23 protein-coding genes are annotated in these 23,614 nt (G+C 60.9%); 8 read left to right on the plus strand and 15 right to left on the minus strand.

The window, feature by feature from the left end; genetic code table 11:
* Positions 1-148: 148 nt before the first annotated feature.
* The 3 genes from ABID19_RS13670 to ABID19_RS13680 all read left to right on the plus strand — a co-directional run bounded on the left by ABID19_RS13670 (position 149) and on the right by ABID19_RS13680 (position 2,768).
* Positions 149-529, plus strand: coding sequence for a c-type cytochrome (locus tag ABID19_RS13670; RefSeq protein WP_354491188.1), 381 nt, complete (start codon positions 149-151; stop codon positions 527-529).
* Positions 530-664: 135 nt separating this feature from the next.
* The gene (locus ABID19_RS13675) at positions 665-1,612 is read left to right on the plus strand and encodes a heme o synthase (RefSeq protein WP_354491189.1); all 948 of its coding nucleotides are present in this window, start codon (positions 665-667) and stop codon (positions 1,610-1,612) included.
* A gap of 337 nt (positions 1,613-1,949) precedes the next feature.
* Positions 1,950-2,768 carry a DUF2189 domain-containing protein gene (locus ABID19_RS13680; RefSeq protein WP_354491190.1) on the plus strand — a complete coding sequence of 273 codons (819 nt, stop codon included), beginning with the start codon at positions 1,950-1,952 and terminating at the stop codon, positions 2,766-2,768.
* 58 nt (positions 2,769-2,826) lie between these two features.
* Here the strand turns inward: ABID19_RS13680 and ABID19_RS13685 are convergent, their stop codons facing one another.
* The 6 genes from ABID19_RS13685 to coxB form a co-directional block, all read right to left on the minus strand.
* Entirely contained in the window at positions 2,827-3,300 is a 474-nt protein-coding gene (locus ABID19_RS13685) for an aminoacyl-tRNA deacylase (RefSeq protein ID WP_352938339.1), read from the minus strand.
* 191 nt (positions 3,301-3,491) lie between these two features.
* A complete protein-coding gene (locus ABID19_RS13690) occupies positions 3,492-3,896 on the minus strand; it encodes a cytochrome C oxidase subunit IV family protein (RefSeq protein WP_354491192.1) in 405 nt (134 codons plus the stop codon).
* A gap of 30 nt (positions 3,897-3,926) precedes the next feature.
* Positions 3,927-4,649, minus strand: coding sequence for a heme-copper oxidase subunit III family protein (locus ABID19_RS13695; protein WP_354491194.1), 723 nt, complete (start codon positions 4,647-4,649; stop codon positions 3,927-3,929).
* 13 nt (positions 4,650-4,662) lie between these two features.
* Positions 4,663-5,367, minus strand: a complete 705-nt coding sequence (locus ABID19_RS13700; RefSeq protein ID WP_354491195.1) for a cytochrome c oxidase subunit 3 — start codon at positions 5,365-5,367, stop codon at positions 4,663-4,665.
* Positions 5,364-7,133, minus strand: a complete 1,770-nt coding sequence (gene ctaD, locus ABID19_RS13705) for a cytochrome c oxidase subunit I (protein WP_352938329.1) — start codon at positions 7,131-7,133, stop codon at positions 5,364-5,366. The genes ABID19_RS13700 and ctaD overlap by 4 nt, the downstream gene beginning before the upstream one ends.
* 85 nt (positions 7,134-7,218) lie before the next feature.
* A complete protein-coding gene (gene coxB / locus ABID19_RS13710) occupies positions 7,219-8,034 on the minus strand; it encodes a cytochrome c oxidase subunit II (protein ID WP_354491198.1) in 816 nt (271 codons plus the stop codon).
* A 461-nt stretch (positions 8,035-8,495) separates the two neighbouring features.
* Here coxB and ABID19_RS13715 point away from each other — a divergent pair, with 461 nt between their 5' ends.
* Complete coding sequence (locus tag ABID19_RS13715) at positions 8,496-9,020, plus strand: hypothetical protein (RefSeq protein WP_354491200.1); 525 nt, start codon at positions 8,496-8,498, stop codon at positions 9,018-9,020.
* Positions 9,021-9,072: 52 nt separating this feature from the next.
* On the opposite strand, the gene ABID19_RS13720 is transcribed toward ABID19_RS13715, so the two are convergent.
* The 8 genes from ABID19_RS13720 to ABID19_RS13755 form a co-directional block, all read right to left on the minus strand.
* Positions 9,073-10,389, minus strand: a complete 1,317-nt coding sequence (locus ABID19_RS13720; protein ID WP_354491202.1) for a M20 family metallopeptidase — start codon at positions 10,387-10,389, stop codon at positions 9,073-9,075.
* 3 nt (positions 10,390-10,392) lie between these two features.
* A complete protein-coding gene (locus ABID19_RS13725) occupies positions 10,393-11,349 on the minus strand; it encodes an ABC transporter permease (protein ID WP_354491204.1) in 957 nt (318 codons plus the stop codon).
* Positions 11,346-12,323 (minus strand): ABC transporter permease, encoded by a 978-nt coding sequence (locus ABID19_RS13730; RefSeq protein WP_354491206.1) that lies wholly within the window; start codon positions 12,321-12,323, stop codon positions 11,346-11,348. Before ABID19_RS13730 ends, ABID19_RS13725 begins: the two co-directional genes overlap by 4 nt.
* A gap of 10 nt (positions 12,324-12,333) precedes the next feature.
* The gene (locus ABID19_RS13735; RefSeq protein WP_354491208.1) at positions 12,334-13,320 is read right to left on the minus strand and encodes an autoinducer 2 ABC transporter substrate-binding protein; all 987 of its coding nucleotides are present in this window, start codon (positions 13,318-13,320) and stop codon (positions 12,334-12,336) included.
* A 33-nt stretch (positions 13,321-13,353) separates the two neighbouring features.
* Positions 13,354-14,124: an ATP-binding cassette domain-containing protein gene (locus tag ABID19_RS13740; RefSeq protein WP_354491210.1), complete on the minus strand. Its 771-nt coding sequence runs from the start codon at positions 14,122-14,124 to the stop codon at positions 13,354-13,356.
* A 25-nt stretch (positions 14,125-14,149) separates the two neighbouring features.
* On the minus strand, positions 14,150-14,926 hold the full coding sequence (locus ABID19_RS13745; protein WP_354491211.1) for a glutamine amidotransferase: 777 nt from the start codon (positions 14,924-14,926) through the stop codon (positions 14,150-14,152).
* Positions 14,923-16,188 carry a carbohydrate kinase family protein gene (locus ABID19_RS13750; RefSeq protein ID WP_354491212.1) on the minus strand — a complete coding sequence of 422 codons (1,266 nt, stop codon included), beginning with the start codon at positions 16,186-16,188 and terminating at the stop codon, positions 14,923-14,925. The genes ABID19_RS13745 and ABID19_RS13750 overlap by 4 nt, the downstream gene beginning before the upstream one ends.
* A 221-nt stretch (positions 16,189-16,409) precedes the next feature.
* Entirely contained in the window at positions 16,410-17,300 is an 891-nt protein-coding gene (locus ABID19_RS13755) for a LysR family transcriptional regulator (RefSeq protein ID WP_354491214.1), read from the minus strand.
* 146 nt (positions 17,301-17,446) lie between these two features.
* Here ABID19_RS13755 and ABID19_RS13760 point away from each other — a divergent pair, with 146 nt between their 5' ends.
* Positions 17,447-18,889 (plus strand): MFS transporter, encoded by a 1,443-nt coding sequence (locus tag ABID19_RS13760; RefSeq protein WP_435528726.1) that lies wholly within the window; start codon positions 17,447-17,449, stop codon positions 18,887-18,889.
* A gap of 127 nt (positions 18,890-19,016) precedes the next feature.
* Here the strand turns inward: ABID19_RS13760 and ABID19_RS13765 are convergent, their stop codons facing one another.
* Positions 19,017-19,589, minus strand: a complete 573-nt coding sequence (locus ABID19_RS13765) for a TetR/AcrR family transcriptional regulator (protein ID WP_354491217.1) — start codon at positions 19,587-19,589, stop codon at positions 19,017-19,019.
* A 214-nt stretch (positions 19,590-19,803) separates the two neighbouring features.
* On the opposite strand from ABID19_RS13765, the gene ABID19_RS13770 reads away from it, so the two are divergent.
* From ABID19_RS13770 to ABID19_RS13780, 3 genes are read left to right on the plus strand one after another with little or no spacing between them, the layout of a single operon-like run.
* A complete protein-coding gene (locus ABID19_RS13770; protein WP_354491219.1) occupies positions 19,804-20,424 on the plus strand; it encodes a (2Fe-2S)-binding protein in 621 nt (206 codons plus the stop codon).
* Between the two features lie 3 nt (positions 20,425-20,427).
* Positions 20,428-21,444, plus strand: coding sequence for an FAD binding domain-containing protein (locus tag ABID19_RS13775; protein WP_354491221.1), 1,017 nt, complete (start codon positions 20,428-20,430; stop codon positions 21,442-21,444).
* The gene (locus tag ABID19_RS13780) at positions 21,444-23,558 is read left to right on the plus strand and encodes a xanthine dehydrogenase family protein molybdopterin-binding subunit (RefSeq protein ID WP_354491223.1); all 2,115 of its coding nucleotides are present in this window, start codon (positions 21,444-21,446) and stop codon (positions 23,556-23,558) included. The genes ABID19_RS13775 and ABID19_RS13780 overlap by 1 nt, the downstream gene beginning before the upstream one ends.
* Positions 23,559-23,614: the final 56 nt, after the last annotated feature.

Consider the following 23,614-nt stretch of genomic DNA (forward strand, 5'->3'; position numbering starts at 1 on the left):
GCCGGCCAGATTCTGTGGTATGTAGATGCCGCAATTCCATGCGGCAGAAGCGGATATTCCGCTCTGTCGTGCAAGGGGCGCATGCCGGCGAAAGTGTCGGCACGCGCAGATCGTCCAACGCAGATTTGGCGATCGGGGAGGAAATGCCATGCGCGTGATCGCTTTTGTCGCCGCCGTGTCCGCTGCGACGTTCATCACCAACCAATGCCAGGCACAGGATGCCGCCGCGGGTGAGAAGGTCTTCACCAAATGCAAGGTCTGTCACGTCGTGGACAAGGACCAGAACAAGGTCGGTCCGTCATTGAGCGGCGTTATCGGCCGGACGGCCGGCACGCATCCGGGGTTCAAATATTCTAAAGCCATGACCGAGGCCGGCAAATCCGGCGTCAAATGGGATGAAGCCACGCTGACGAATTATCTTCGCGATCCCAAAGGCATGATCAAAGGCGGGAAGATGGCGTTTCCCGGTCTCAAGAAGGACGAGGACCTTGCCAACGTCATCGCCTATCTGAAGCAATTCTCCAAATGACCCGGTTTTTCCGTTGGGAAGTAACCCGGTTCTTCCGCCAGGAAGTAACCCGGTTCTTCCGCGAGGAAGTAACCTGGTTCTTCCGCCGACCGATCGGCCGGCCAGATTGCCTGCCCCCATCTGGGGTCGCCTGAAATGTCGACTCAGGAAAGCGGCCTCAAGGATACCGGTATCCAGATCTCGGAAGCGACGGTCACTGATTTCTTCGCGCTTCTGAAACCCCGTGTCATGGCGCTTGCCGTCTTTACCGCTTTCGTCGGCCTGATGGTGGCGCCCGGAATGACGAATCCGATCATCGCGGTGATTGCAATCGGCGCAATTGCAGTTGGAGCGGGAGCGGCCGGGGCGCTCAACATGTGGTACGATGCCGATATTGATGCGTTGATGTCGCGCACGTCAAAGCGGCCAGTCCCTTCAGGCCGGGTCACGCCAGGCGAAGCTCTCGGCTTTGGCCTGGTACTTTCCGTGCTTTCGGTCCTGACGCTCGGTGTGCTGGTAGGATGGCTTGCCGCATCGCTGCTGGCCTTCACCATCTTCTTCTACGTCGTCATCTACACGATGTGGCTGAAACGCTCGACGCCGCAGAACATCGTCATAGGCGGTGCCGCCGGTGCCCTTCCTCCTGTCATCGGGTGGGCGGCGGCCACCGGCGCCGTCGGGATCGAGAGCTTCGTTCTGTTTCTCATCATCTTCCTGTGGACGCCGCCGCACTTCTGGGCACTCGCGCTGTTCAAGATCGGCGACTATGCGGCGGCCGGCATCCCAATGATGCCGAACGTGGCCGGCCAGGCTTCAACCCGAAAACAGATCTTCGTCTATTCGCTGATCCTGACGCCAATCGGCGTGCTGCCTTGGGCGTTTGGATTCGCGAGCGGATTCTACGGGATTGTTTCGGCCGCATTGGGCGCGGGCTTCATCTGGCATGCCTGGAAGCTTCTGGTCGACAAAAGCGGGGGTGAAGGGCGGGAGATGAAACGCGCTAAGGCGCTGTTTGCCTATTCCATCTTTTATCTTTTCGCGATCTTTGCCGTGCTGCTTGCCGACACAATTGCAATGCGTGCCGTCATGTCGGCCGGAAATTGACGGCACCTGCCTGAACAAGGTCTGTCCTAACCTGCTCAAACCTCACGTTGGCAGCGCACAGAATCCCAGCAACAGCAGAATAACTATGCCAAGGCCGAGTATGAGAACGGTCTTTCCATCCATGACCTTCACCCTTCAACCCACTTTGGAGATTATCGAAGAAAGGCCGTTAGAGCTAGCCTGATCACCGGAGCCGCGCTGTTCTGACAAAGGGCGACAAACGCCATGCAAGAGAGTATGTTGATCATGGTGCAGGTCGCGGTTTTGCGTGGCCAGTCACGCTGAACGACGGCACCATGAACCGCGACCTTACCGGACCTGGTCTGGAGGAATGGTCATGGCAAGTTTTCACGTGATTGCAGGCGCCAGCGAGACGCTGGAACATACCAGAATTCGAAGAATCGGCGTTTCCGACCTTTTCGACGCGCTCAAGCGCGGCGTCGACGATTTCATGGTCAAACCGTCGCACATCGTTTTCCTCTGCCTGATCTATCCGCTTGTCGGCGTCGTGCTCGCCGTCTGGACATCGGGCAACAATGCGCTGCCGCTGCTGTTTCCGCTGGTGTCGGGTTTTGCGCTGATCGGTCCATTCGCGGCGCTCGGCCTCTATGAGATCAGCCGGAGACGCGAGGCCGGACTGGACGCCTCCTGGAGCCACGCCTTCGAGGTCAGGAATTCTCCGGCACTGCCGGCCATCGCGGCGGTTGGCATCATGCTGCTTGCGATCTTCATCGCCTGGCTTTTGACCGCGCAGCTGTTCTACCAGCAGGTGTTCGGCCCGGCCCCACCGGAGTCGCTATCCAGCTTCATCAGTGAAATATTTGCCACCGGGCGCGGCTGGACGCTGATTATCCTGGGCCACGCGATTGGCTTCGTCTTCGCCGCGGTCGTGCTGTGCACCACAGTCGTCGCGTTCCCGTTGTTGCTCGACCGCGACGTCGGCGCCTATGAAGCCATCCACACCTCGGTGCGGGTGGTCCTGGCGAATCCGGTCGTGATGGCCGTCTGGGGATTGATCGTCGCCGTCGCGCTGATCATCGGCTCGCTGCCGGTGTTCGCCGGGCTGGCGGTGGTGCTGCCGATCCTCGGTCACGCCACCTGGCACGTCTATCGCAAAGTTGTGGAATCGCCGGCCTCGACCAGGCCGGCCGACTGAAAAATCCGGCCTTTGCCGCACCGGCGAGAGCGCCGGTGCGGCAGGCTGGCCAGAGTGTTCAGTAGGCCGGGTAGCTAAAGCGGGCCTGGCGGGCGTCGCTGGTCAGGTTGCGGAAATCCTTGCCGCTGACATGCACCAGCGTCCTGTGGTCGCCACCCTCGAAATAGATGTCGGCGGCCTTGCCGAGGCTTTCATCGAGAATAACAGGCACATCGTAGGCCGCGCCGATCGGCGGGATGGCGCCGGTGTCGCAATCCTGGAAAATCGACTCCACCTCGTCTTCGGAGGCCAGGCCGATGCGTTGGTCCATGACGTCCTGCAACGTGCCGAGCTCGATCCTGTGGGTGCTGGGGACCACGGCCAGCGCATAGCCACGGTCATGGTGAACGACCACCGACTTGGCCATTATGCTGCCGGGCACATGGGCCGCTATGGCGGACTGCCTGCTTGTCGAGGTGCGGTGGTGCTCGACGGTGTCATAGGAAATTCCTTTCCCGTCGATAAAGTCCTTCAGTTTGTTGGCGATCGTCATCTTGAGCCTCCCTTGCTGGAGTTCGCGACGCATGGGGAAACGAGCGCAATCATTCTGCTTCTGTCGTTTCCCGTACCACCAAAAATGGGCCAGCTGCCGATCGTTTCAAGGCAGACAGGAGCGGACCGCAAAGAACGCTTCCAGCGCTTTGACGGGGACGCCGTGGACAAACCCTGTGCCCCGATTGCGCGTCAGGGGCCGGCCCCAAAAAACACCGTCCGGGTGAGGAGCGTGTACTCCGATTCGAAGACCATCATCGCCACGAACACCAGCACCAATATCGGCGGCAAGATGATCGCATATGTCAGCGCCAGCCTTTCCCAGGCCATGTGCATGAAGACGGCGACAATCAGCCCGGCCTTGAGCATCATGAAGATCAGGATCAGCGACCATCTGAGATAGCCCTGGAGACCGATGTAATCGACCAGATAGGAGCAGGCGCTGAGGATGAACAGCCATGCCCAGACCACCAGATAGAGCTTGATCGGGTGCTCCTGGTGTACCTCCGCCGGCGCGATGCCGGTCGCTGTCGGATCATGCGCCTGAGCTCCGTGCAGCGCGTGTTGCCCCAGGCCGTTTGCGGTCGCCTCAGCCATATCTGCCTCTCACCAAAGCCATGTCTGCTCTCACCAAAGGTAGAAGAATGCGAAAATGAACACCCAAACTAGGTCGACGAAATGCCAGTAGAGCCCCATGATCTCGACATTCTCGTAGTTGCCCTTGCGGCTGGTGAAGAATCCAGGCCGTCCCGTGTCGTAATCGCCGCGCCAGACCTTTCGCGCCACGATGATCAGGAAGATCACCCCGAACGTCACATGGGTGCCGTGGAAGCCGGTGATCATGAAGAAGGATGATCCGAACTGCGCCGCGCCCCACGGATTGCCCCAGGGCCGTACCCCTTCGCTGATGAGCTTGGTCCATTCGAACGCCTGCATGCCGACGAAGGTCGCGCCGAGTACGGCGGTCAGAAGCATGAGAATCGCCGTCTTGCGGCGGTCGCGGCGGTAGCCGAAATTGACCGCCATCGCCATCGTTCCGCTGCTTGAGATCAGCACGAAAGTCATGATGGCGATAAGGATCAGCGGAACATTCGAGCCGCCAATATGAAGGGCAAAGACCTCGCTCGGATTGGGCCACGGCACTCGGGTGGACATGCGCGCGGTCATGTAGGAGAGCAGGAAGCAGCCGAAGACGAAGGTGTCGCTGAGCAGGAAGATCCACATCATGGCCTTGCCCCAGGAGACGTTCTTGAACGCGCGCTGATCCGAGGACCAGTCGGCGGCGACGCCTTGCAAACCCGTCGGCCGCGGCTGTGTCCTACCGATCCGCGTCAGTGTCGTGTCTGCCATCCGCCCGGCCCTCCTAGGTCAGCAACTGTCGGCAAATCTCGATAAAAGTCGCGGCCCAGCCAGCCAGAAGCACGAAAATGGCAAGCCAGACGAAAAGCAGGAAATGCCAGTACATGGCGCACAGTTCGACGCTGAGACGAAGCCGCTCCGGCCGCGCTCCGTCCCATGCGCCGGCAGTCGTTCTGCCCAAGGCGACCAGCCCTCCCAGTATGTGCAGGCCATGCATCCCGGTTATCAGGTAGAAAAAACTGTTGGCCGGATTGGCGGTCAGCAGATAGCCGTCGGCGGTCAGTTCCCGCCATGCCACAAGCTGCCCGATCAGGAAGGCAAGGGCGGTGAGCCCGGCCGTGACGAGGCCGAGCCTGACCGTGTCGATCTGGCCCCGGCGCGCGGCGACCGCGGCGCATTGCAGCGCGACGCTGCTCAGCACCAGCACGCCGGTGTTGAACCAGAGCACGCGCGGCAGCGGCAGCGCCTGCCAGTCCGACAGCGCCATGCGCATGAAATAGGCGCTGGTGAAAAGCGCAAACAGGCAGCCGACGACGGCGAGGAAGACACCGAGGCCGATCTTGGCGGTCGGCAGCGCCGATCCTTCCGGGCCGATAATATCCCCGATCACACCTTGCTCGAGCCATGGCTTGGCCATCAGTCGCTGGTGGGAAAGCCACCATGCGGCAAAGCCGACGATCACCAGGAGGAAGACCAGAATGACGCTCATGCCGGCTCTCTTGAGGATCCGAAGGTGCCCGGCATGTTTTGCGGGATAAAGTCCTCCTTGGCGCCCGGCACGCTGTAGTCATAGGCCCAGCGATAGACGATCGGCAGGTCCTTGCCGAAATTGCCGTGGGCAGGTGGTGTTTGCGGCGTTTGCCATTCGAGGGTAGTGGCGCGCCACGGATTGCCGCCGGCCTCGCGGCCATGGCGGATGCTCCAGATCAGATTGAACAGGAACACCATCTGGGCGAAGCCGACCATCAACGCCATGATGCTGATGAACGAGTTCAGGTGCTGGGCCGATTCCGTCATGACCGTCGTGTCGGTCAATTCGTTGTAGCGCCGCGGCACCCCCATCAGGCCGATGTAGTGCATGGGAAAGAAGATCAGGTAAGCGCCGAGGAAGGTGACCCAGAAGTGGAACTGGCCCATCGCCTCGTTCAGCATCCTGCCCGTGACCTTCGGGTACCAGTGATAGATCGCGCCGAAGATCACCAGGATCGGAGCGACGCCCATGACCATATGAAAGTGGGCAACGACGAACATCGTGTCAGATAGCGGAACGTCGACGACGACGTTGCCGAGGAACAATCCGGTCAAGCCGCCATTGACGAAGGTGACGATGAAGGCCAGGGCAAAAAGCATCGGAATGGTGAGGTGGATGTCGCCGCGCCACAGCGTCAGCACCCAATTGTAGACCTTGATCGCGGTCGGGACGGCAATGATCAAGGTCGTGGTGGCGAAGAAGAAACCGAAATAGGGATGCATGCCGCTGACATACATGTGGTGCGCCCAGACGACGAAGCTCAGCGCGCCGATGCCGACGATGGCCCAGACCATCATCCGGTAGCCGAAAATGTTCTTGCGCGCATGGGTGCTGATCAGGTCGGATACGATGCCGAAGGCCGGCAGCGCCACGATGTAGACCTCGGGGTGGCCGAAGAACCAGAACAGATGCTGGAACAGGATCGGGCTGCCACCGCCATGCTGCAATTGCTCGCCCATTTCGACGATCGCCGGCATAAAGAAGGAGGTGCCGAGCGCACGGTCGAACAACATCATCACGCAGGCGACAAACAACGCCGGGAAGGCGAGCAGCGCCATGACGGTCGCGGTGAAGATACCCCAGACGGTCAGCGGCAGGCGCATCAGCGTCATGCCGCGCGTGCGGGCCTGCAGCACCGTCACGACGTAGTTCAAGCCGCCCATGGTGAAGCCGATGATGAACAGGATCAGCGAGATGAGCATCAGCATGATGCCCCAGTCCTGGCCGCCTGGTGTGCCGGTCATGATCGCCTGCGGCGGGTAGAGCGTCCAGCCGGCACCCGTCGGTCCGCCGGGCGCAAAGAAGCTCGACACCAAAACCAGCACGGCGAGCAGGTAGATCCAGTAGCTCAGCATGTTGACATAGGGAAAGACCATGTCGCGCGCGCCGACCATCAGTGGGATCAGATAGTTGCCGAAGCCGCCCAGAAAGAGGGCCGTGAGCAGGTAGATCACCATGATCATGCCGTGCATGGTGATGAACTGGTAGTAGGCTTCGGGGGTGATGAAATCGAACGTGCCGGGGAAGCCGAGTTGTAGCCGCATCAGCCAGGACAGCACCAGCGCCACCAGGCCGATTGCCGTCGCCGTCGCCGAATACTGGATGGCGATGACCTTGGCGTCCTGCGAGAAAACGTATTTCGTCCACCAGCTGTGCGGATGGTAGAGCTCCATTTCCGCGACTTCGGCCGGCGGTACCGCATCTGCAGGTGTGATATCGACCATAGGAACACCTCCGTGCCCTTTTCGGCCAGGCCCGACAGTTCGAGGCCTGCCGTAATTTCAATCACGTCGCCGTCTTTGCCGGCGTCTACTCTGCCGAGCCCACTTGTTGAGGGGCCGACAATTGCGCAAAAGTCTGCTGTTCGCCGAGCCACGCCGTATAATCTTCCTGCGTGTCGACCATGACCACACCATGCATCAAAGGATGCCCTTGCCCGCAAAGTTCGGCGCACAGGACCTGGAAGCTGCCAGTCTTGGTCGGGGTGAACCAGAAATAGGTGACCGAGCCCGGGATCATGTCCATCTTGGCGCGGAATTCCGGCACGTAGAAATCGTGCAGCACATCGATCGAGCGGAGCAGCATCTTGACCGGCTTGCCGACTGGCAGATGGAGATCGGCGGCTTCGACCACGACATCGTCCTGGCCGTTGGGATCGCTGGCGATGACGCCAAGCGGATTTTCAGCGGTGACGTTGCGGGTATCGGATGTGCCTAGCTTGCCGTCCTTGCCGGGCAGGCGGAAGCTCCATTGCCATTGCTGGCCGACGACTTCGACCTCGGTCGCGTCGCTTGGGACGCTGACGAACTGGTTCCAGACGAATAGGCCGGGGACCAGCATGGCCGTGACCCCGATTGCGGTGGCGATCGTCAGCCACCATTCGAGCCGCCTGTTCTCGGGTTCGTATGCGGCCTGATTGCCTTCCCGATGACGGAAGCGGAAGACGCAATAGGCCATGAATAGGACGACGGCGGCGAAGACGACGCCGGTGATCCAGAAGGTAATGATGATGGTGTTGTCGATATAGTCCCAGTTCGAGGCAATCGGCGTCCACCACCATGGGCTCAGGAAGTGGAACAGCACCGAGCCCACGACTACCAAAACGAGTACAAGCGCGGTGGCCATATCCCGTTTCCTCCCAGCATTCCAAGGGCGCGAAGCCGTCCCAGGAAATGCCAAGTGCATCATAGCTCGATTTCCGGTCTAAATTCTAGTGCGGTCTTCCGGTCAGCCGAAAAGGCAATGGCGATGATGTGGATAACGCTAAGAAGAAGAGGGCTGCGGCGAAGAAAAAACCTGCTGAGAGCGCCGAACAACACGGCATTCCGCCGAATTGTGAAAGGACGCCCTCAATGCCGCCTTTTTCGTTGTGATCTTAGAGCGACGTGCGGCCACTTGGACGCACAAAGTACACTCTGAACTCTTATTTTCTTGGCATCGGGCTGTTCGAGAATCGATTCTGATTTTCGTGCGGATGCGGTAGCGGCAGATTCGTGCCCAAGCGGCGGGTGGCGGCTGGCGATACGAGATCTTGATCATTATCTGGGGTTGTGTTGTTGCAAAGTGCAGGGTTGTTGGAGGCATCGTTGAAGCTATTCGTCGGTACCGGAGGCGCGGTCGTAGCAGCCTTCCTCCTCGCCTCGGCCTGCGGCATCGCCCAGGCAAGCAGCGCTCTCGACAATTGGCGGTTCGACACCGGCAGCGGTGGTCTGGTCACGGCCTCGCTGCATGCCACCAACAAGCTCATCACCGGCGGCGGCGCCTTGAGCTACAGTCCGGTCCTGACCATTGCCTGCCGGGCGAATGGCGAACCGCGCTGGAGCGAATGGTTGCAGTTGAACGATGCCGTCTCCGCCAGCCGGACCGTCACCGTGTCGGTGACCGTCGACAAGGCCAGCAAGGTCAACGAAAGCTGGTCGGTCGGCCCGCGCCGCAGGACGCTGGTTCGGGATGGTGCCGACGGTATCAGGCGGCTGGTTTCCGCGGACCGGCTGCTGCTGTCCTGGCGGTTCGGGCTGCTGTCGGGGCGAGGCGAGGCCGACTTCGACCTTGCCGGGTTCAGCGAGGCCGTCGCACAGATCGCCGGCACCTGCAATACCGAGGTGCCGTGACCGGATCAGCAACGGCAGGCGGCGGTCGGTCCGCCGCCGAGATCAACGCGGTTCACCGGCACCAGCGCTCGACCGCAAGTGCGATCGCCTTAGTGCAATCGACGAGATCGCGGACTGACACGCGCTCGTTGGGTTGATGAGCTTGCGCCGGATCTCCCGGGCCGAAATTGACGGTCGGCGTATTTCCCAGGCCCGTCGGCAAGCCAATATCGCTATGCGCTCCGAAACCTGACAGTGCCGGCGACAGATTCGCTTTTTCGACCGCGCCTTGGAATACGGCAACAAACGGGTTATCGGCCGGGATTTCCGCGCAATCGGCATCGAGTATCCATTCGACGCGGGCGGGATGTTGGCGCAGATAGGGATCGGCCTGGCAGATGTTCAGGACATGTTCCTCGATTTCGCGTTTGACATTGCCGCCGAGGCCGAACTCGTCTTTTTCGCTCGGAAGGTACTGGGCATCAATGATGATCTCGGCCCTGCCGGCCATGGAGGAGGGGTGCTCGCCAGCGTTCAGCTGGGTCACGATAATTTGGTTCGGCAGGTCCATGAGAGGATGGTTCTTCTTGGGATCGAACGTCCAGCGGCGGTTCAATATGTCGATGCCGTCGAGCATCTGCCTGCATAATTGTACAGCATCGACCGGACCGCTCGAATACCAGGCATTCGGGGTCAGCTCGGCATGGCCGCCGACGCCGTCGATGACGATCCGCCCCCAGAGGATGCCGTGGCACAAGGGCGCGATCTTGTTGGCAGTGGGCTCCGTCATGATGCCGGCATCGGCGCGAAAGCCGCGATCGACCATCGCGAGCGATCCCATGCCGCCGATCTCTTCATCGACCACCGTGGTAAAGACGATGTCGCCCGAAAGCGGAATTTGAAGGTCCTTCAGGATTTCGACGGCCATCAGCATGCAGGCAACGCCGCCCTTCATGTCGACGGTCCCACGGCCATGCAGAAAACCGTCCTTCAGGACAGGCTGGAACGGATCGGTTGTCCAGTGCTCGGGCGCTCCCGGCGGCACGACATCGATGTGACCAGTGAGCATGATCGATCGGCCGCCGCCCTTGCCTTTCAGGACGCTACCGAGATTTGGCCTGCCATCGAATGTCCGGCCTTTGTTGGCCCCGGGTCGGCCTTTGTACTTCTCGTAAAGCGCCGGGCCGTCAGGATCCCAGAGGTCCGTTGTGAAGCCCAGCCTATCCAGCCGTTTTTGCAGATAGAGCTGGCAGTCCCTTTCGCCCGGGCCGGCATCTTTCGGATTCGACTTGACGATGGATGGGAAGGCGACGAGGTCGCTCAGTGTTCCAACGATGCGTTCGGCTTGTGCTTCGACCCGCTCCGCAATGATGTCTTCGAAAGACGGCATGAATCATCTCCAATTTTGGGAAAGTCGATCGGCGAGAAGCACGAACACCAGGAGAGCGCCGACGATACCCAGCTGCCAGACCGTGTTGACGTTAAGCTGCAAAAGCCCGGTCTTGAGCGTTACCAGCAGCATGACGGCGGCAAAGACGCCGCCTACGCCGCCGCGGCCGCCGGTGATCGCAATGCCGCCCAGCATTGCGGCGGTAAGCGATTCCAGTTCGAGATTCTGCCCGATATTGGGCCGGCCGCTTCCGAGCCAAGCCAGCGAGATCAGTGCCGCGGCGCCCGAAAGTGTGCCGCTTAAGCCGTACAGGATGAGCCGTGCACGATCGACCGGAATGCCGACCAGACGCGCTGACCGCTCATTAAATCCCATCGCATAGATCCAGCGGCCCCAGGCCGTCCACATCAACACGGTCCCGGCGATGGCAAAGACAGGAATTGCGATGGTGAGGAAGGGAACCGGAATGCTCGAGAAGACGCCGCGCCCCCAGGCCAGCAGCCAACTCGGCACGCCCGATTGTGCCGCCCCTCCGGTTAGAGCCAGGGCAAGGCCCGAGTAGACAAAGAACGTGCCCAGCGTTGCGATAAGCGGCAAGATGGAGAGTTTCGTTACGAGAACGCCATTGAAGGCACCCAGAACGGCCCCGGCGAAAACACAGGCTGCCGGCAGCAGAAACGACGGCAGGCCCGCCTTGAGAGCAAGCATGCCGAATATTGCCGAAAGCGAGACAATGCCGCCGACGGAGAGATCGATGCCCGCTCCGCCGGCCATGACGACGATTGCCTGCCCCAGAGAGACGAGCGCCAGTATGGTTGAAAACTGCAGGATCGTCGTAACGGTTGCCGGGCTGAACACGGATGGCTTCAAGATCAGCAGGACGAAGACAACGATGACCCACAAAAGCGCCAGAAGGGTGAGGACAAGCGCCGGACCCTGCAGATTGCGAATGCGGTTCATTTGCTGGCCCATCTAAACTGGGAAAGGGACAGGCGATTGGAAAGGACCTCGAAACCGAGCACGCCGATCAGCAGTCCTCCGGTCACCACCGGTTGCCACAGTGAGGGAACCCCTGTCAGCAGTAGCCCATTCTGGAGGATCCTCAGCAGCAGGACACCGAGGACGGTGCCGACGAGGCTGCATTTTCCTCCCAGTATGCTGGTTCCTCCGAGAACCACAGCCGCGATGGCATCGAGCGCCAAGGTGCTGCCGACGGTCATTTCGACGTTGCGATAATTGGCGACATAAAAGGTGGCGGCGAGGCCGGTGAGGGCGCCGCTGACGATGAAGGTCGCAAATCTGACCTTCGTGACTGGAATGCCGGACAGGCGTGCCTTTTCCTCCGAGTTGCCGATAGCAAGGAGATGCAAGCCAAACGGCGTTCGCCGCAGAGCAATCCAGACGGCAAGATAGGCGAAGGCGATCACGTAGGCGGCGACTGGCAGGCCGAGAATGGTCGTTCCAAGCAGGATCGTCAGCCCGGTCGGCAGACCGGAAAGCCATTGGCCGCCAAGCAGGACGAAGATTGCCGTCCGGTAGACGCCGAGAAGGCCAAGCGTCCCGACAATGGCCGGTACACGGCCAAGCACAATGACGGCGGCCGTCACAAGGCCGAGCAGCGCACCTGTGAGCGGGCCGACAAGCGCTGTGAGCACCGGGTCGACATCGGCTCCAAGCGCCCGGCCAACCCAGATTGCCGCAAGGCCCATGACGACGCCGACGGATACGTCGATACCGCCCATGGCGAGGAGCAGCATCATTCCCAGGCCAACCAGGAGCAGCTCGATACTGTTGCGCAAGACCGTCCCGGCATTGCCAAATGTGGCGTAATGGGGTGACGCGACAGAAAAGACGATGATCGCCAAGATGCAGGCGGCGAGCAGGGACCACTCGCGCCCGTTCAATGAGAAAACACCGTCCCTGAACCGTCGCATCGTATCCGGCTCAGAAATCGAATTTATCGACGTTTTCAGCCGTAAACACAGCCGGCGGGCCGAGCAGCAGAACGCCCTTCGTAGCGTCGTAGGTGACGGGATTGTCGAACCCCGGAACCTTGTTTTCCGCTTCGAATGGCTTTCCGTCGATCAACTGCTTTCCGGCCCAGACCGTAAGATAGCCGAGCTGTGCCGGGTCCCATAGAACGGTGAAGCCGAAGGCGCCGCTCTTGAGGTAGGAGCGGGCGGTGTTGGGGCTGCAATAGCCCGCGCCGACCACGGTGCCGATCTTGCCGGCGGTTTCGATAGCCTGCGCGACGCCTGGGCATGTTGTGGACGCAACTGCGATGATGGCCTTGAGGTCGGGATTGGCAGCCATAAGGTCGCCGGAAATCTGGGCGGCGCGCTCTGCCGTGCCGCCGGCATATTGGGGCTCTAGAAGCTGCAGCTTCGGGTATTTCGCCGATGCCTGCTTCTGCATGAAGCCGATCCAGGCGTTCAGATTGGACGCCGTTGCTTCGCCGGAAACGATGCCGATCTTGGCGTCTTCGCCGACACGCTTGACCAGTTCGTCTACGATGGTGGCACCCAGACCCTCGTCCGTTGCCTGGGCGACGTAAACCGCACGGCCACTGTCGGGCGCATCGCTGTCGCTGGTGAACAGCTTGATGCCCTTGGCCTTGGCGGCGTCGACGACGGGGGCGATGCTGGAGGCATCGAGAACGCTGACCGAGATCGCGTTGACGCCTTGATCGATAAGGTTCTGCACGATCTGCAACTGGTCGACCGGATTGGTGTCGACGGGGCCGCTGTAGATGAAATCGACGCCGAGCTCCTTCGCAGCGCGGTTGCCGCCAGCTTCCATGGCGTTGAAATAGGGAATGCCGATCAATTGCGGGACGAAGGCTACTTTTGGCTTATCCTGTGCAAAGGCGGCGCTCGAAACCGCGAGAGACAGCGCCGAGACTACAAGAGCTTTCCTGATGTGCTTAAGCATGATTTGAACCTCTCTGGAATTGACGCGCATCTTCTAGTTTGTTTTTTCAAGCGCCCGCACGCCGGGATGAGCGCCTGTTATGAACGAAACGACTTCTTCGGGATTGGTCTCAGTACGCTGCCGTTCGGCGACTTTTCGGCCGCGCCTGAACACGACGATTCGGTCGGCAACCTCGAAGACCTCTGAGATGTTGTGGCTAATGAGCACGACGGCGCAGCCACGCTCCGCAAGACGCCGCGTCAGAGCCAGAACTTTGCGTGTTTCGGCCACGGCCAGTGCGGCTGTCGGCTCGTCCATGATCACCAGCTTGGCGTTCAGATTGAGCGCGCGGCAAATGGCGACAGCCTGACGCTGACCGCCCGAGAGGCTGCCGACCGGGGCTTCCGGATCGGAAATATGCGCGTCGAGTTCCCTAAGCAGGCTATCGACGCGCCGCTGCATTTCCGTGCGGCGGAGAAACGGAATGCCGAGAACAGAGCGGTTGAGCTCGCGGCCAAGAAAAACGTTTTCCGAAATCGACAGATTTTCGGAAAGCGCCAGTTCCTGGAAGATCGTCGCAATCCCCGACGATGCCGCATCCTTCGGCGAGGAAAATGCAACCGGCATGCCCTCGATGACAAGCTCGCCTTCGCTTGGGGGATGCGCGCCTGCCAGGATCTTGATGAAGGTCGACTTGCCCGCACCATTGTCACCCAAGAGGGCCAGCACTTCTCCAGGTCGGATTTCCAGGTCGACGTCGGACAGCGCGGTCAGCGCGCCGAAACGCTTGGCTATCCCTTTGGCAACGAGAAAAGGAGCGGTCATGGCGATAATTTCCGAAGGTTGGTTGTTAGGCTGCCTTGCTCACCCAACTCAGCACGTTCTTCCAAAGGCGCGCATAGCCCGGCCATTCGACAAAACTGTTCGGTAGCCAGTGCGGGCCGATGTCGGAGGTCCAGGCCACCGTGCGCCCCTTGCCGTAGCGCCCAGTCACGAGCAGGGGGTGACCACCCTGATCCCGCGGTAATGACGCCAGCACCTCGATGTCGTCGCGATCCTTTGCGACGACTTCGTTGGCGCCGAGAAGGAGCGGCCAATCGCCCTCGATGCCGGCAAGGATCGGGTGATCCTTCGAGCCGGTGATCGAAGGGCGAAATCCTTCCGGTATCTCGAGGCGGTCGTCGTTTGGAAGACAGGTTACGGGCAGCGCTTCTTCCACGGCCGTGCGGTGCCAGCGGGCCTTGCCGTCGATGCCCTGGAAACTGAAATAGCCGCCGACCATGACCAGGCCGCCGCCCGCACTCGTCCAGTCCCGCAACAGTTTCAACCGGTTCGGCACCGTCTTGCCGTGCAGCCAGACGTCCGGATGCAGCAGCAACGAATTGGCACCGATGTCGGAGAGAACGATCGCATCATACTGGGAGAGGCCTTCGATGGTGAACGGCAGCTTTTCCACCGCTTCATGGGCCGGCATGTAGTCGAGTTCGAATTCGCTGTCCTTCAGCGCCTTGACCAGCGGTTCGGCGCCCAAATGAAACGTCACGCTGCCGAATTGATCGAAGCCCTTGTAGTGCGTTGCCGCGCTGACCCAGCTTTCTCCAACCAGAAGGACTTTTGTCTTGCTCATTGTACGATCTCCTGTCCGCGCCGCCTGTGCTTTGCGCTGATCCGTTCGCTGTTCGTGTCGGGTGCGGTGTGGTCGATGGCCTTATCGGCGGCCATGGTCTTGTTCGGCGTGAGCGCGGCGTTCAGTTCCTCGAAATTCGCAACATGCCCCTGCGCGCCTTCGGCGGTTGTTGTCAGGCTGCCACCGATCGCAGCGTATCGCGCCGCCTCCTCAAGCGAGGCCCCATGCAGCCACAGGCCGAGAAAGATGCCGGCGAAGCTGTCTCCGGCACCCGTAGCATCGACCCTGTCGACGGGGAGCGCCGGAACCTCGATCTGCGGTCCGCCGCTTCTGGGAAAGACGACCGCCCCGAACTCGCCAAGCGTCAGCACGACAGTGCCGCGTTGCTTAATCCGGACGAGGGTGTCGCGGATCTGCTGGATCATTGTCGCCAACGGCGTACGGAGATCGAAAATTTCGCGCAGCATGACATCGTTGATGAAGGTCAGATCGACTCGTTTGACCATTTCGACAAAGGCGTCAGGGGTTCTCGAACTCCGGGGCAGGCCAGCCGAATGCAGGCTCACTTTCCAGCCCGCCTGATGGAAGCGATCGATGGAACCGATCATGCTCTCATAGTGAAAACCTTCGATGTGAAGACAGGCTGGGCGGGCCTCGGCTTGAACATCCATATTAGCGGTGAGATCGAATTCGCTGAGTTCGAACGGTTCGCTGATGATCGTCCGGCTGCCGTTGAGTTCGATGATGACGATCGCCTGCGACAGCCGATTGTTGAATGTGCGCCGGATCGGCAGGGCGTGGACACCGAGCTTCGAAAGCTCTGCCAATGCCCAATCGCTTTCGGGGTCGTCGCCGACGGCCGTCGCCAGTTCGACATCCAGGGCAAACGGTGCGCCGATGCCTGCGGCGGCAACGGCCAGATTGGCGGCGGGGCCGCCCAGAGCCTTTTCGATGTGCCTGGCGGTGATGCGGTCGTCGCGATGCGGCAGAACATCGACGCGGCAGAGAAAATCGACGCTTACACGGCCGACGACCAGCAGCCGTGGCAATCCCTCGAGATCCCTCGGCCTGCGTGGAGCATGACCCGGCAGCGAGCGCGCAAACGCGCTTGGCCGGTACATCAGATCGGAGATGGCTTTTTGGATGCGTTCGCGCGTGGTGTCTTTGACGACCGCTGTATCGTTGATGAAGTTCGACACCGTGCCGATGGAAACGCCGGCCGCATGTGCGACATCAGCTATGGTGGGGCGCTTGCGCTGCACTGTGTTCGACCCAATTGAAGCGCTTCAACGCTAACAAGCGATCGCCGTATCCTCAATAGAATTCTGTTCCAATTGTGCCGGATTTTCGCGGGGTCAGCGGCCTGCGTTTCGAGTTTGTGGAATTTCGTCCTCTATACCGCGCCTTTTTGAAATTATTTCAATTTGCATCGCAGCACTGGATTAGTCGTCAGGTTGGCGCTGCGCGCCGGTGGGTCTGTGATCTATTCGGCGCAAACGTCTCGAACGCACCCGCGCAGCCAGCGGTGCGCCGGATCGGCATCCAGCCGCGGGTGCCACAAAAGTGAAACCGTGATTTCCGGCAAGGGGACCGGCAGAGGGAAAGAGAACATTCCGTCGCGCAGGTTTCCCGTATAGCGCTCGGGAACGCTGGCGATCAGGTCCGAGGCGCGTGCCAGGGCCAGAGCTTCCGAAAAACCGCCGACGACCGTCACGATCTCCCGTTTCAATCCTAACGGCTCAACGGCGTCGTCGATCGGTCCCCTGTCGAGCCCGCGACGGGAGACGAGGATATGCCGGCCGGCTGCATAGCGGGCAGGGGTGATCGAGATCTCGCATAGTGGATGCCCCATCCGCACGACGCCGACGAAGCGATCACGGAACAGCGCTTGCGCGCGCACCTCCGGTCCTGTGGCCTTTCCGACGACGCCCGTTTCAAGATCTACGCTGCCGTCGCGCAGGGGCGTGTTGTCCTTGTCCGGCTTCAGCACAAAACGCAGCTTCACGCCCGGTGCCTGTTCGCTGACGCGCGCAATGAGATCCGGCCCGAAATTCTCGACAAAGCCATCCCTGTTTCTAAGCGTGAAGGTTCGCACGAGCCGTTTCAGGTCGAGCGTCGCAACTGGACGCAGAACGGCTTCGGCGTCCTGCACAAGCTGACCGACGCGCTCGCGGAGCTCGAGGGCCCGGGGTGTGGGGACGAGGGCGCGCCCGGCCCTGACCAGCAGCGGATCGCCGGTCGTCTCCCGCAATCGCGCCAGCGCGCGGCTCATCGCCGATGGGCTCAGCCGCAACCTCTTGGCGGCGCGCGCAACGCTGCCTTCCGTTAGCAGCACATCAAGGGTGACAAGCAGATTGAGGTCGGGATGCGACATCAACGGAACGTAGCATGGCCGGCACGATCTGACATAGCGTCAAACGCAATGATTTAGTGCGAATGGTGCGTCTTCCGCCACATATAGCAAGGGACTACGTGTCTGCCAGCTCCGTTTCGGGAGTCGCTGAAAGAACGGAGTTCATGTTGAAGCCAATCGATGCAGAACGAGCAGTCGCCGAAGATGCGGAACGGGCACCTTCGGTTCGATGGGCGCTCGCCAGCCTTTCGCTGTCCATGTTGCTGTCCTCGCTCGGCATCAGCATCGCCAATGTCGCCTTGCCGACGTTGGCGGAGGCGTTCAATGCCTCGTTTCAGGAAGTCCAGTGGATCGTGCTGGCCTATCTCCTCGCCATCACCACCACGATCGTCAGCGTCGGGCGGCTCGGTGACCTTATCGGCGGCCGGCGGCTGCTGCTGGCCGGGCTCTTCCTGTTCACGACGGCCTCGGTCCTGTGTGGCGTCGCGCCGACGCTCTGGCTGCTGATTGCCGCCAGGGCGGTGCAGGGAGTAGGGGCGGCTATCATGATGACCCTGACCATGGCTTTTGTCGGTGAGATTGTTCCGAAGGCAAGGACCGGCAGCGCCATGGGGCTGCTCGGAACGATGTCGGCGATCGGCACCGCTCTCGGTCCATCGCTCGGCGGCCTTCTGATTGCCGGAGCCGGTTGGCGGGCGATCTTCCTCGTCAACATGCCACTGGGTTTGCTGGCTTTTGTTCTCGCCTACCGCTATCTGCCGGCTGATCGCCGGGAGCCGAAGACGGATCGGGCCGGCTTCGATGTTGTGGGCACGCTGCTGTTTGCCTTGGCGCTTGGCGCCTACGCGCTCGCGATGACGGTCGGGCGTGGCAATTTTGGTCTGCTCAACATGGCGCTATTGGCAGCGGCCGTTTTCGGAGCCGGCCTCTTTGTGCTTGTGGAGGCGAGAGTGGCGTCGCCCTTGATCCGATTGGCAGCGTTCCGCAATGCGACGCTGAGTGCAAGCCTGGCCATGAGCGCGCTCGTTGCGACGGTGATGATGGCGACGCTGGTGGTCGGGCCGTTCTACCTGTCTCGTGCGCTTGGGCTCGATGCTGCTCTCGTTGGCATCGTCATGTCGGTCGGTCCGCTTGTCGCCGCGCTGACCGGTGTGCCAGCTGGTCGCATAGCGGACCGTTTTGGCGCTGGGCGGATGACCGTCATTGGGCTGGTCGCGACAGCGGCAGGTTGTTTCATTCTGTCCATAATGCCGGCAACGCTCCCTGGCTATATCGCCCCGATCGCAATCATCACATCAGGCTATGCGCTGTTCCAAACCGCCAACAACACCGCTGTCATGTCAGATATCCGCGCGGACCAGCGGGGCGTCATTTCCGGCTTGCTCAATTTGTCGCGCAATCTTGGGCTCATTACTGGCGCATCCGTCATGGGCGCCGTGTTCGCGGTTGCCTCAGCGACGACCGACATCATGACGGCGCGCCCAGAGGCCGTTGCCGCCGGTATGCGGATCACGTTCGCGGTCGCGACGATACTGATCGTCGTCGCGCTCGCCATCGCGGTCGGAGGCCGTGCTCTCGCGGCACGCGCTTCGATGTCTGGCGTGTCATGACGCCGTAGTCTGAGCGCAACCCGGATGTTTTCGACGAGATGCCGGTGCGTGTTCAGATCGGGCGTCAGATCAGCGCCAGGCCCTTCCCTTCTTAACAGTCCCTTGGATCGTCCGGCAAATCTGCGTCCTAGCCTGCGACTTGGCGCAGGCCTGCCTGAAACTCGGTAAGAGCCGCCTGCACGTGACTTGGAAAGGGCTTCTCTGTTTCGTCGGCATGCCAGTTCTCCAGCGCAACTTTCCAGATTGCCGCGCCTATCTCTGCTACTGCGCGCGAAAACGAGGGCCGGATACCCCGCTGCTGCAGAGCCAGATCGATTGCGGAAGCGAGCTTATGCAGCTTCATCAGTTCCCGCTCCTGCAGGTCGCCATGCGTGAATATCAGACGCTGGCGCAGCTTTACGATGGCGCGGTGGCCGTCGATGAAGGGAGCGACCGAGTCAAAGGCGCGAGCCACCACTGTCAGTGGATGCACGCCGGCGCGGGCTCTCCCTATTTCGTTTGCTATCGTGACCTGGTGATCACCGGCTCGCCAGAACATGACTTCTCGCTTGTCGGTGAAGTAGCGGTAGAACGTCCGCTCCGTTAGCCCGGCTTCCGCAGCAATTTCTGGAACAGTCGTTGCAGCGTAGCCCTGCTGCCTGAAAAGACTGTATGCGGCGGCCTCGAACCGCTCGCGCGCATTTTCTGCCCTCTTGACCATTCCAAACCCTTCTCAGTTTTGTGAACATACGACAATTGTCAGGCTCTGACAATGATGCTAAAGATTGTCAGAGCCTGCCAGTGTGGCACGAGTGCTAGCGCTCGTACGCTTGGTCAATGCGGCGGCGAACACGCACAACGGTCCGACCTTCGGCGCAAAGTTCGCAGGCACAATCACGGCTCCAACTTGGAAGCGCGAAAAGGGATGCCCGACAATGGAAGACGAACGGTCCGAGACTACACAGACCTGCGGCGTCACGCGTCGCGTTGTGCTCGCTAGCGGAGCTGGGGCTGCTGCTGCAAGCATCTTGCCGCTCGAGCAACGAGCCCAAGCACAACAACAGTTCGCGCGTACCGAAACAGGCCAAACGGTTCAAGTCTCGGCGAACGTGAACGGCCGGCCGGTGATCCTTGAGATCGATTCCCGCGCTTCTCTCCTCGATTTGCTGCGTGAACGGCGAGAGCTGACCGGGACCAAGAAGGGCTGCGATCACGGACAATGTGGGGCTTGCACGGTTCATCTGGATGGCCGGCCTGTCTCGTCCTGTCTCACGCTGGCGGCCAAGATCGATGGACGGCAGGTCACCACGATCGAGGGCCTCGCCGAAGGCGCGGACCTTCACCCAATGCAGCAGGCCTTCATAGACAATGATGCGCTTCAATGTGGGTATTGCACGCCAGGACAGATCATGTCCGCGGTCGCCTGCGTGACTGGAGGGCACGCGACCAGTCCAGATGCAATCCGCGAGTTCATGAGTGGGAACATCTGTCGGTGCGGCGCCTATGTCGGGATTCTCGCGGCCGTCCAGCAAGCAGCCAAGGTCATGGAGGGCTGACGGATGAGGGCGTTGAGCTACACTGTTGCCCGCTCTGCCGAAGCCGCCGTGGCACGTTTTGCGGAGGCCGAAGGATCGGCGCGATATATCGCGGGTGGCACCAATCTGTACGACCTGATGAAGCTCGGGATCGAGCACCCGGCTCATCTGATCGACGTCAGCCGAATCGACGGCATGGACGCGATCGAAACAGACGGCGACGTTCTGCGCTTCGGCGGCCGCGCTCTGATGACCGATGTAGCCTACACGCCGGTCGTGCGCGACCAGTATCCCGTGCTTTCTGAAAGTCTGCTCAAGGCTGCGTCACAGCAGTTGCGGAACATGGCCACGGTGGGCGGCAACCTTCTGCAACGCACCCGCTGCATGTACTTTCGCAACGGTGCGGGATCGACCTCGATGGTTGGCGTTTATCCTTGCAACAAGCGCGAGCCTGGCTCCGGTTGCTCGGCCATCGGCGGGCTCGATCGCACTCATGCTGTTCTTGGCACAAGTGAGGCTTGCACCGCGGTGGCGCCTGGCGACTGGCCGGTCGCGCTGATGGCGATGGACGCGACGATCGAGATGCTCGGGCCCGAGGGTCCGCGTACCCTTCCGATTGCTGAATTCTACCGCCTTCCAGGTGATACGCCCCACCGCGAGTTCAATCTTCATCCGGGCGAACTGGTGACGGCGATCACCGTCCGGAAGACGCCTGCCGGCCATGCATCGACCTATCATAAAATCCGCGACCGCGAGAGTTACGCCTTCGCATTGGCCTCCGCCGCGGTGGCACTCGAGATGGATGGCGCCACCGTCCGCACCGCCCGCATTGCGCTCGGCGGCGTCGCGACCGCACCTTGGCGATCCCGCGCCGCCGAAGCCATTGTTGCTGGTTCACCACTCACACCTGAACTTGCCCTTCGGGCCGGAAGGGCGGCTTTCGCCGACGCCCGCGGCGGTCAGCACAATGCATTCAAGATCGAACTCGGCGCGAGAGTTATCGCCGATGCGCTGATCATCGCCGCTGAAAGGAGGGCGTAATGCCTACGCAAGCCTTCTTGGAAATTGCACGTGTCGATGCGAGAGACAAAGTTCTCGGCCGGGCGCAGTACGGTGCCGACGTTAAGCTGCCCGGAATGCTATATGCCATGCTGGTGCCTGCGACTGTCGCGAAAGGCAAGGTAAGTGCCCTCGATGTAGCGCCTGCCATGGAAACCCCCGGCGTTGTCCAGGTGCTGGGCATAGGAGATTTCCCGGCACTTCGTGCAGAGATATCGTATCGGGGCCAGCCCATTGCGCTGGTAGTTGCCGAGACCGTCGAGGCGGCGATCGAAGGCGCCGAAGCGGTGACGGCGGTTTACGAGACGGCGCCATATATTCCGTTGATGACAAGCCCTGGTGCGCAACGCGTAGATGCCGAGGGATTCAACACAGGCGACGTCGACAGGGCATTCCAAAACGCAGCCACAATCGTTGAGGGCGTCTTCGAGACGCCAACCCAGCATCACAACGCCATGGAGTTGTTCGGCACCGTTGCGGAATGGACTGATGGGCGACTGACGGTATACGAGGGATGTCAAAATCTTGACGCCGTCAAGGCGGCGCTAATGAAAGCATTCGAGCTTTCACCCGATCAGATCGCAGTGAAATCAGGACAAGTCGGTGGTGGGTTCGGGCAAAAATCTCCTCCAAAAATACAGACGTTCCTGGTCGCACACGCGGCACGGTTGATACGGCGCCCGGTAAAGCTGGTGACCCCTCGCGGGCAACTCTTCCATATAGCCAACTATCGGCCGCGCAGTGTCCACAGCATCCGACTTGCTGCCAACGCGGAAGGACGTCTGCAGGCCATCATTTACGACGTGGTGCAAGAAAACATTCCGGACGGCGGCTTTCGCTCGACCGGCTACCATGAAGATATCGCCCGCTTGTATGCGATCGAGAACTTTCGGGCGACTGCAGGCGACATCCACATCGATCGTCAGATGCCGCGTCACACTAGGGGCACGCATCCCTTTCCGGCCGGCTTTGCATTGGAAAGCGTGATCGATGAAATGGCCTACAAGCTTAGCAAGGACCCCGTCGAGCTTCGCCTTGAACACGAGGCTAAGAACGACATCGTCGCTGGCCAGCCTCTATCGCCGCATTTTCTGAACGACTGCCTGAGAGAGGGGGCCAGCCGCTTCGGCTGGAGCAGGCGTCTTCCTGAACCGGGATCTATGCGGCTGGCCGACGGGACGTTGGTCGGCCTTGGAGTGGCGTGCGGCACCTTCGGTGCGTCGATGTCTGCGAGCGAGGCAACGCTCAGGGTCAGGGCCGATGGCACAACACGCATGATCAGCTCCGGACACGAGATGGGCCAAGGAATACTGACTGCGATTGCTAACGTCATCATCCAGGGTCTCGACATCAACCCCGATCGTCTGGAAGTCCTGCTCGGCGACACTACGTTGGGCCCACAGCTCGCCACGGTCGGCGAGCGCGGGACGGCCAGCTGTGTCCCAACGGCCGCAAAGGCGGTGGAGGCCCTACGCACCAGGTTTGCCGAACTCGCCGGGGCCAATCCGCCAGCCGGCAATTTGCACCAACAGCTCGCGCGCCTGAAGCGCCCCTATATCGAGGTCAAGGTTTCAGAGCTGGCGCCAGGTCAAGACGCGTCGGCCATCGAGGCCTACCGCACCGGCGGCCGTGCAGGCACAGGGCCCGATTACCCCGGCTTCACGTCCATGAGCTATATCGCGCAGTTCGTGGAGATTCACATCGATGCGACGACCCGGCGGATCCGTATGCCGCGCGCGGTCAGCATCGCGGACGTAGGGCGGGTCGTTAGCCCAAGGACCGCGAAGGGCCAGATGTACGGCGGTGTCGTCTGGGGGTTCAGCACAGCGCTTCGGGAAGAGTCGGAGGTCGATCCGCGCTTTGCCGGTTACCTAAATGACGATCTCGCCGACTACGTGATGGCGGTGAACGCCGATATCGGTGAGGTGGATGTCGGGCTGATAGATAAGCCTGATCCCAGGATCAACTCGGTCGGCGTGAAGGGAATGGGCGAGCTGGTGATGCTCGGAACAGCACCCGCAATCGCTAATGCCATCTATCACGCAACAGGCAAACGCATACGAAAACTGCCGATACGCATAGACGACGTGCTCTGACGAAGGAGAGCCGTTGAGCACTTGTTCTAACCCAACTCGCAATCCGTCTAGTTACC

The sequence above is a fragment of the Mesorhizobium robiniae genome (assembly GCF_040545535.1).
Classification (GTDB): domain Bacteria; phylum Pseudomonadota; class Alphaproteobacteria; order Rhizobiales; family Rhizobiaceae; genus Mesorhizobium; species Mesorhizobium robiniae.

Excerpts from the sequence above, each read along its gene's own strand:
- ABID19_RS13670 (WP_354491188.1), top strand. The coding sequence starts at position 149 with ATGCGCGTGATCGCTTTTGTCGCCGCCGTGTCCGCTGCGACGTTCATC.
- ABID19_RS13675 (WP_354491189.1), top strand. The coding sequence starts at position 665 with ATGTCGACTCAGGAAAGCGGCCTCAAGGATACCGGTATCCAGATCTCG.
- ABID19_RS13680 (WP_354491190.1), top strand. The coding sequence starts at position 1,950 with ATGGCAAGTTTTCACGTGATTGCAGGCGCCAGCGAGACGCTGGAACAT.
- ABID19_RS13685 (WP_352938339.1), bottom strand. The coding sequence starts at position 3,300 with ATGACGATCGCCAACAAACTGAAGGACTTTATCGACGGGAAAGGAATT.
- ABID19_RS13690 (WP_354491192.1), bottom strand. The coding sequence starts at position 3,896 with ATGGCTGAGGCGACCGCAAACGGCCTGGGGCAACACGCGCTGCACGGA.
- ABID19_RS13695 (WP_354491194.1), bottom strand. The coding sequence starts at position 4,649 with ATGGCAGACACGACACTGACGCGGATCGGTAGGACACAGCCGCGGCCG.
- ABID19_RS13700 (WP_354491195.1), bottom strand. The coding sequence starts at position 5,367 with ATGAGCGTCATTCTGGTCTTCCTCCTGGTGATCGTCGGCTTTGCCGCA.
- ctaD (WP_352938329.1), bottom strand. The coding sequence starts at position 7,133 with ATGGTCGATATCACACCTGCAGATGCGGTACCGCCGGCCGAAGTCGCG.
- coxB (WP_354491198.1), bottom strand. The coding sequence starts at position 8,034 with ATGGCCACCGCGCTTGTACTCGTTTTGGTAGTCGTGGGCTCGGTGCTG.
- ABID19_RS13720 (WP_354491202.1), bottom strand. The coding sequence starts at position 10,389 with ATGCCGTCTTTCGAAGACATCATTGCGGAGCGGGTCGAAGCACAAGCC.
- ABID19_RS13725 (WP_354491204.1), bottom strand. The coding sequence starts at position 11,349 with ATGAACCGCATTCGCAATCTGCAGGGTCCGGCGCTTGTCCTCACCCTT.
- ABID19_RS13730 (WP_354491206.1), bottom strand. The coding sequence starts at position 12,323 with ATGCGACGGTTCAGGGACGGTGTTTTCTCATTGAACGGGCGCGAGTGG.
- ABID19_RS13735 (WP_354491208.1), bottom strand. The coding sequence starts at position 13,320 with ATGCTTAAGCACATCAGGAAAGCTCTTGTAGTCTCGGCGCTGTCTCTC.
- ABID19_RS13740 (WP_354491210.1), bottom strand. The coding sequence starts at position 14,124 with ATGACCGCTCCTTTTCTCGTTGCCAAAGGGATAGCCAAGCGTTTCGGC.
- ABID19_RS13745 (WP_354491211.1), bottom strand. The coding sequence starts at position 14,926 with ATGAGCAAGACAAAAGTCCTTCTGGTTGGAGAAAGCTGGGTCAGCGCG.
- ABID19_RS13755 (WP_354491214.1), bottom strand. The coding sequence starts at position 17,300 with ATGTCGCATCCCGACCTCAATCTGCTTGTCACCCTTGATGTGCTGCTA.
- ABID19_RS13765 (WP_354491217.1), bottom strand. The coding sequence starts at position 19,589 with ATGGTCAAGAGGGCAGAAAATGCGCGCGAGCGGTTCGAGGCCGCCGCA.
- ABID19_RS13770 (WP_354491219.1), top strand. The coding sequence starts at position 19,804 with ATGGAAGACGAACGGTCCGAGACTACACAGACCTGCGGCGTCACGCGT.
- ABID19_RS13775 (WP_354491221.1), top strand. The coding sequence starts at position 20,428 with ATGAGGGCGTTGAGCTACACTGTTGCCCGCTCTGCCGAAGCCGCCGTG.
- ABID19_RS13780 (WP_354491223.1), top strand. The coding sequence starts at position 21,444 with ATGCCTACGCAAGCCTTCTTGGAAATTGCACGTGTCGATGCGAGAGAC.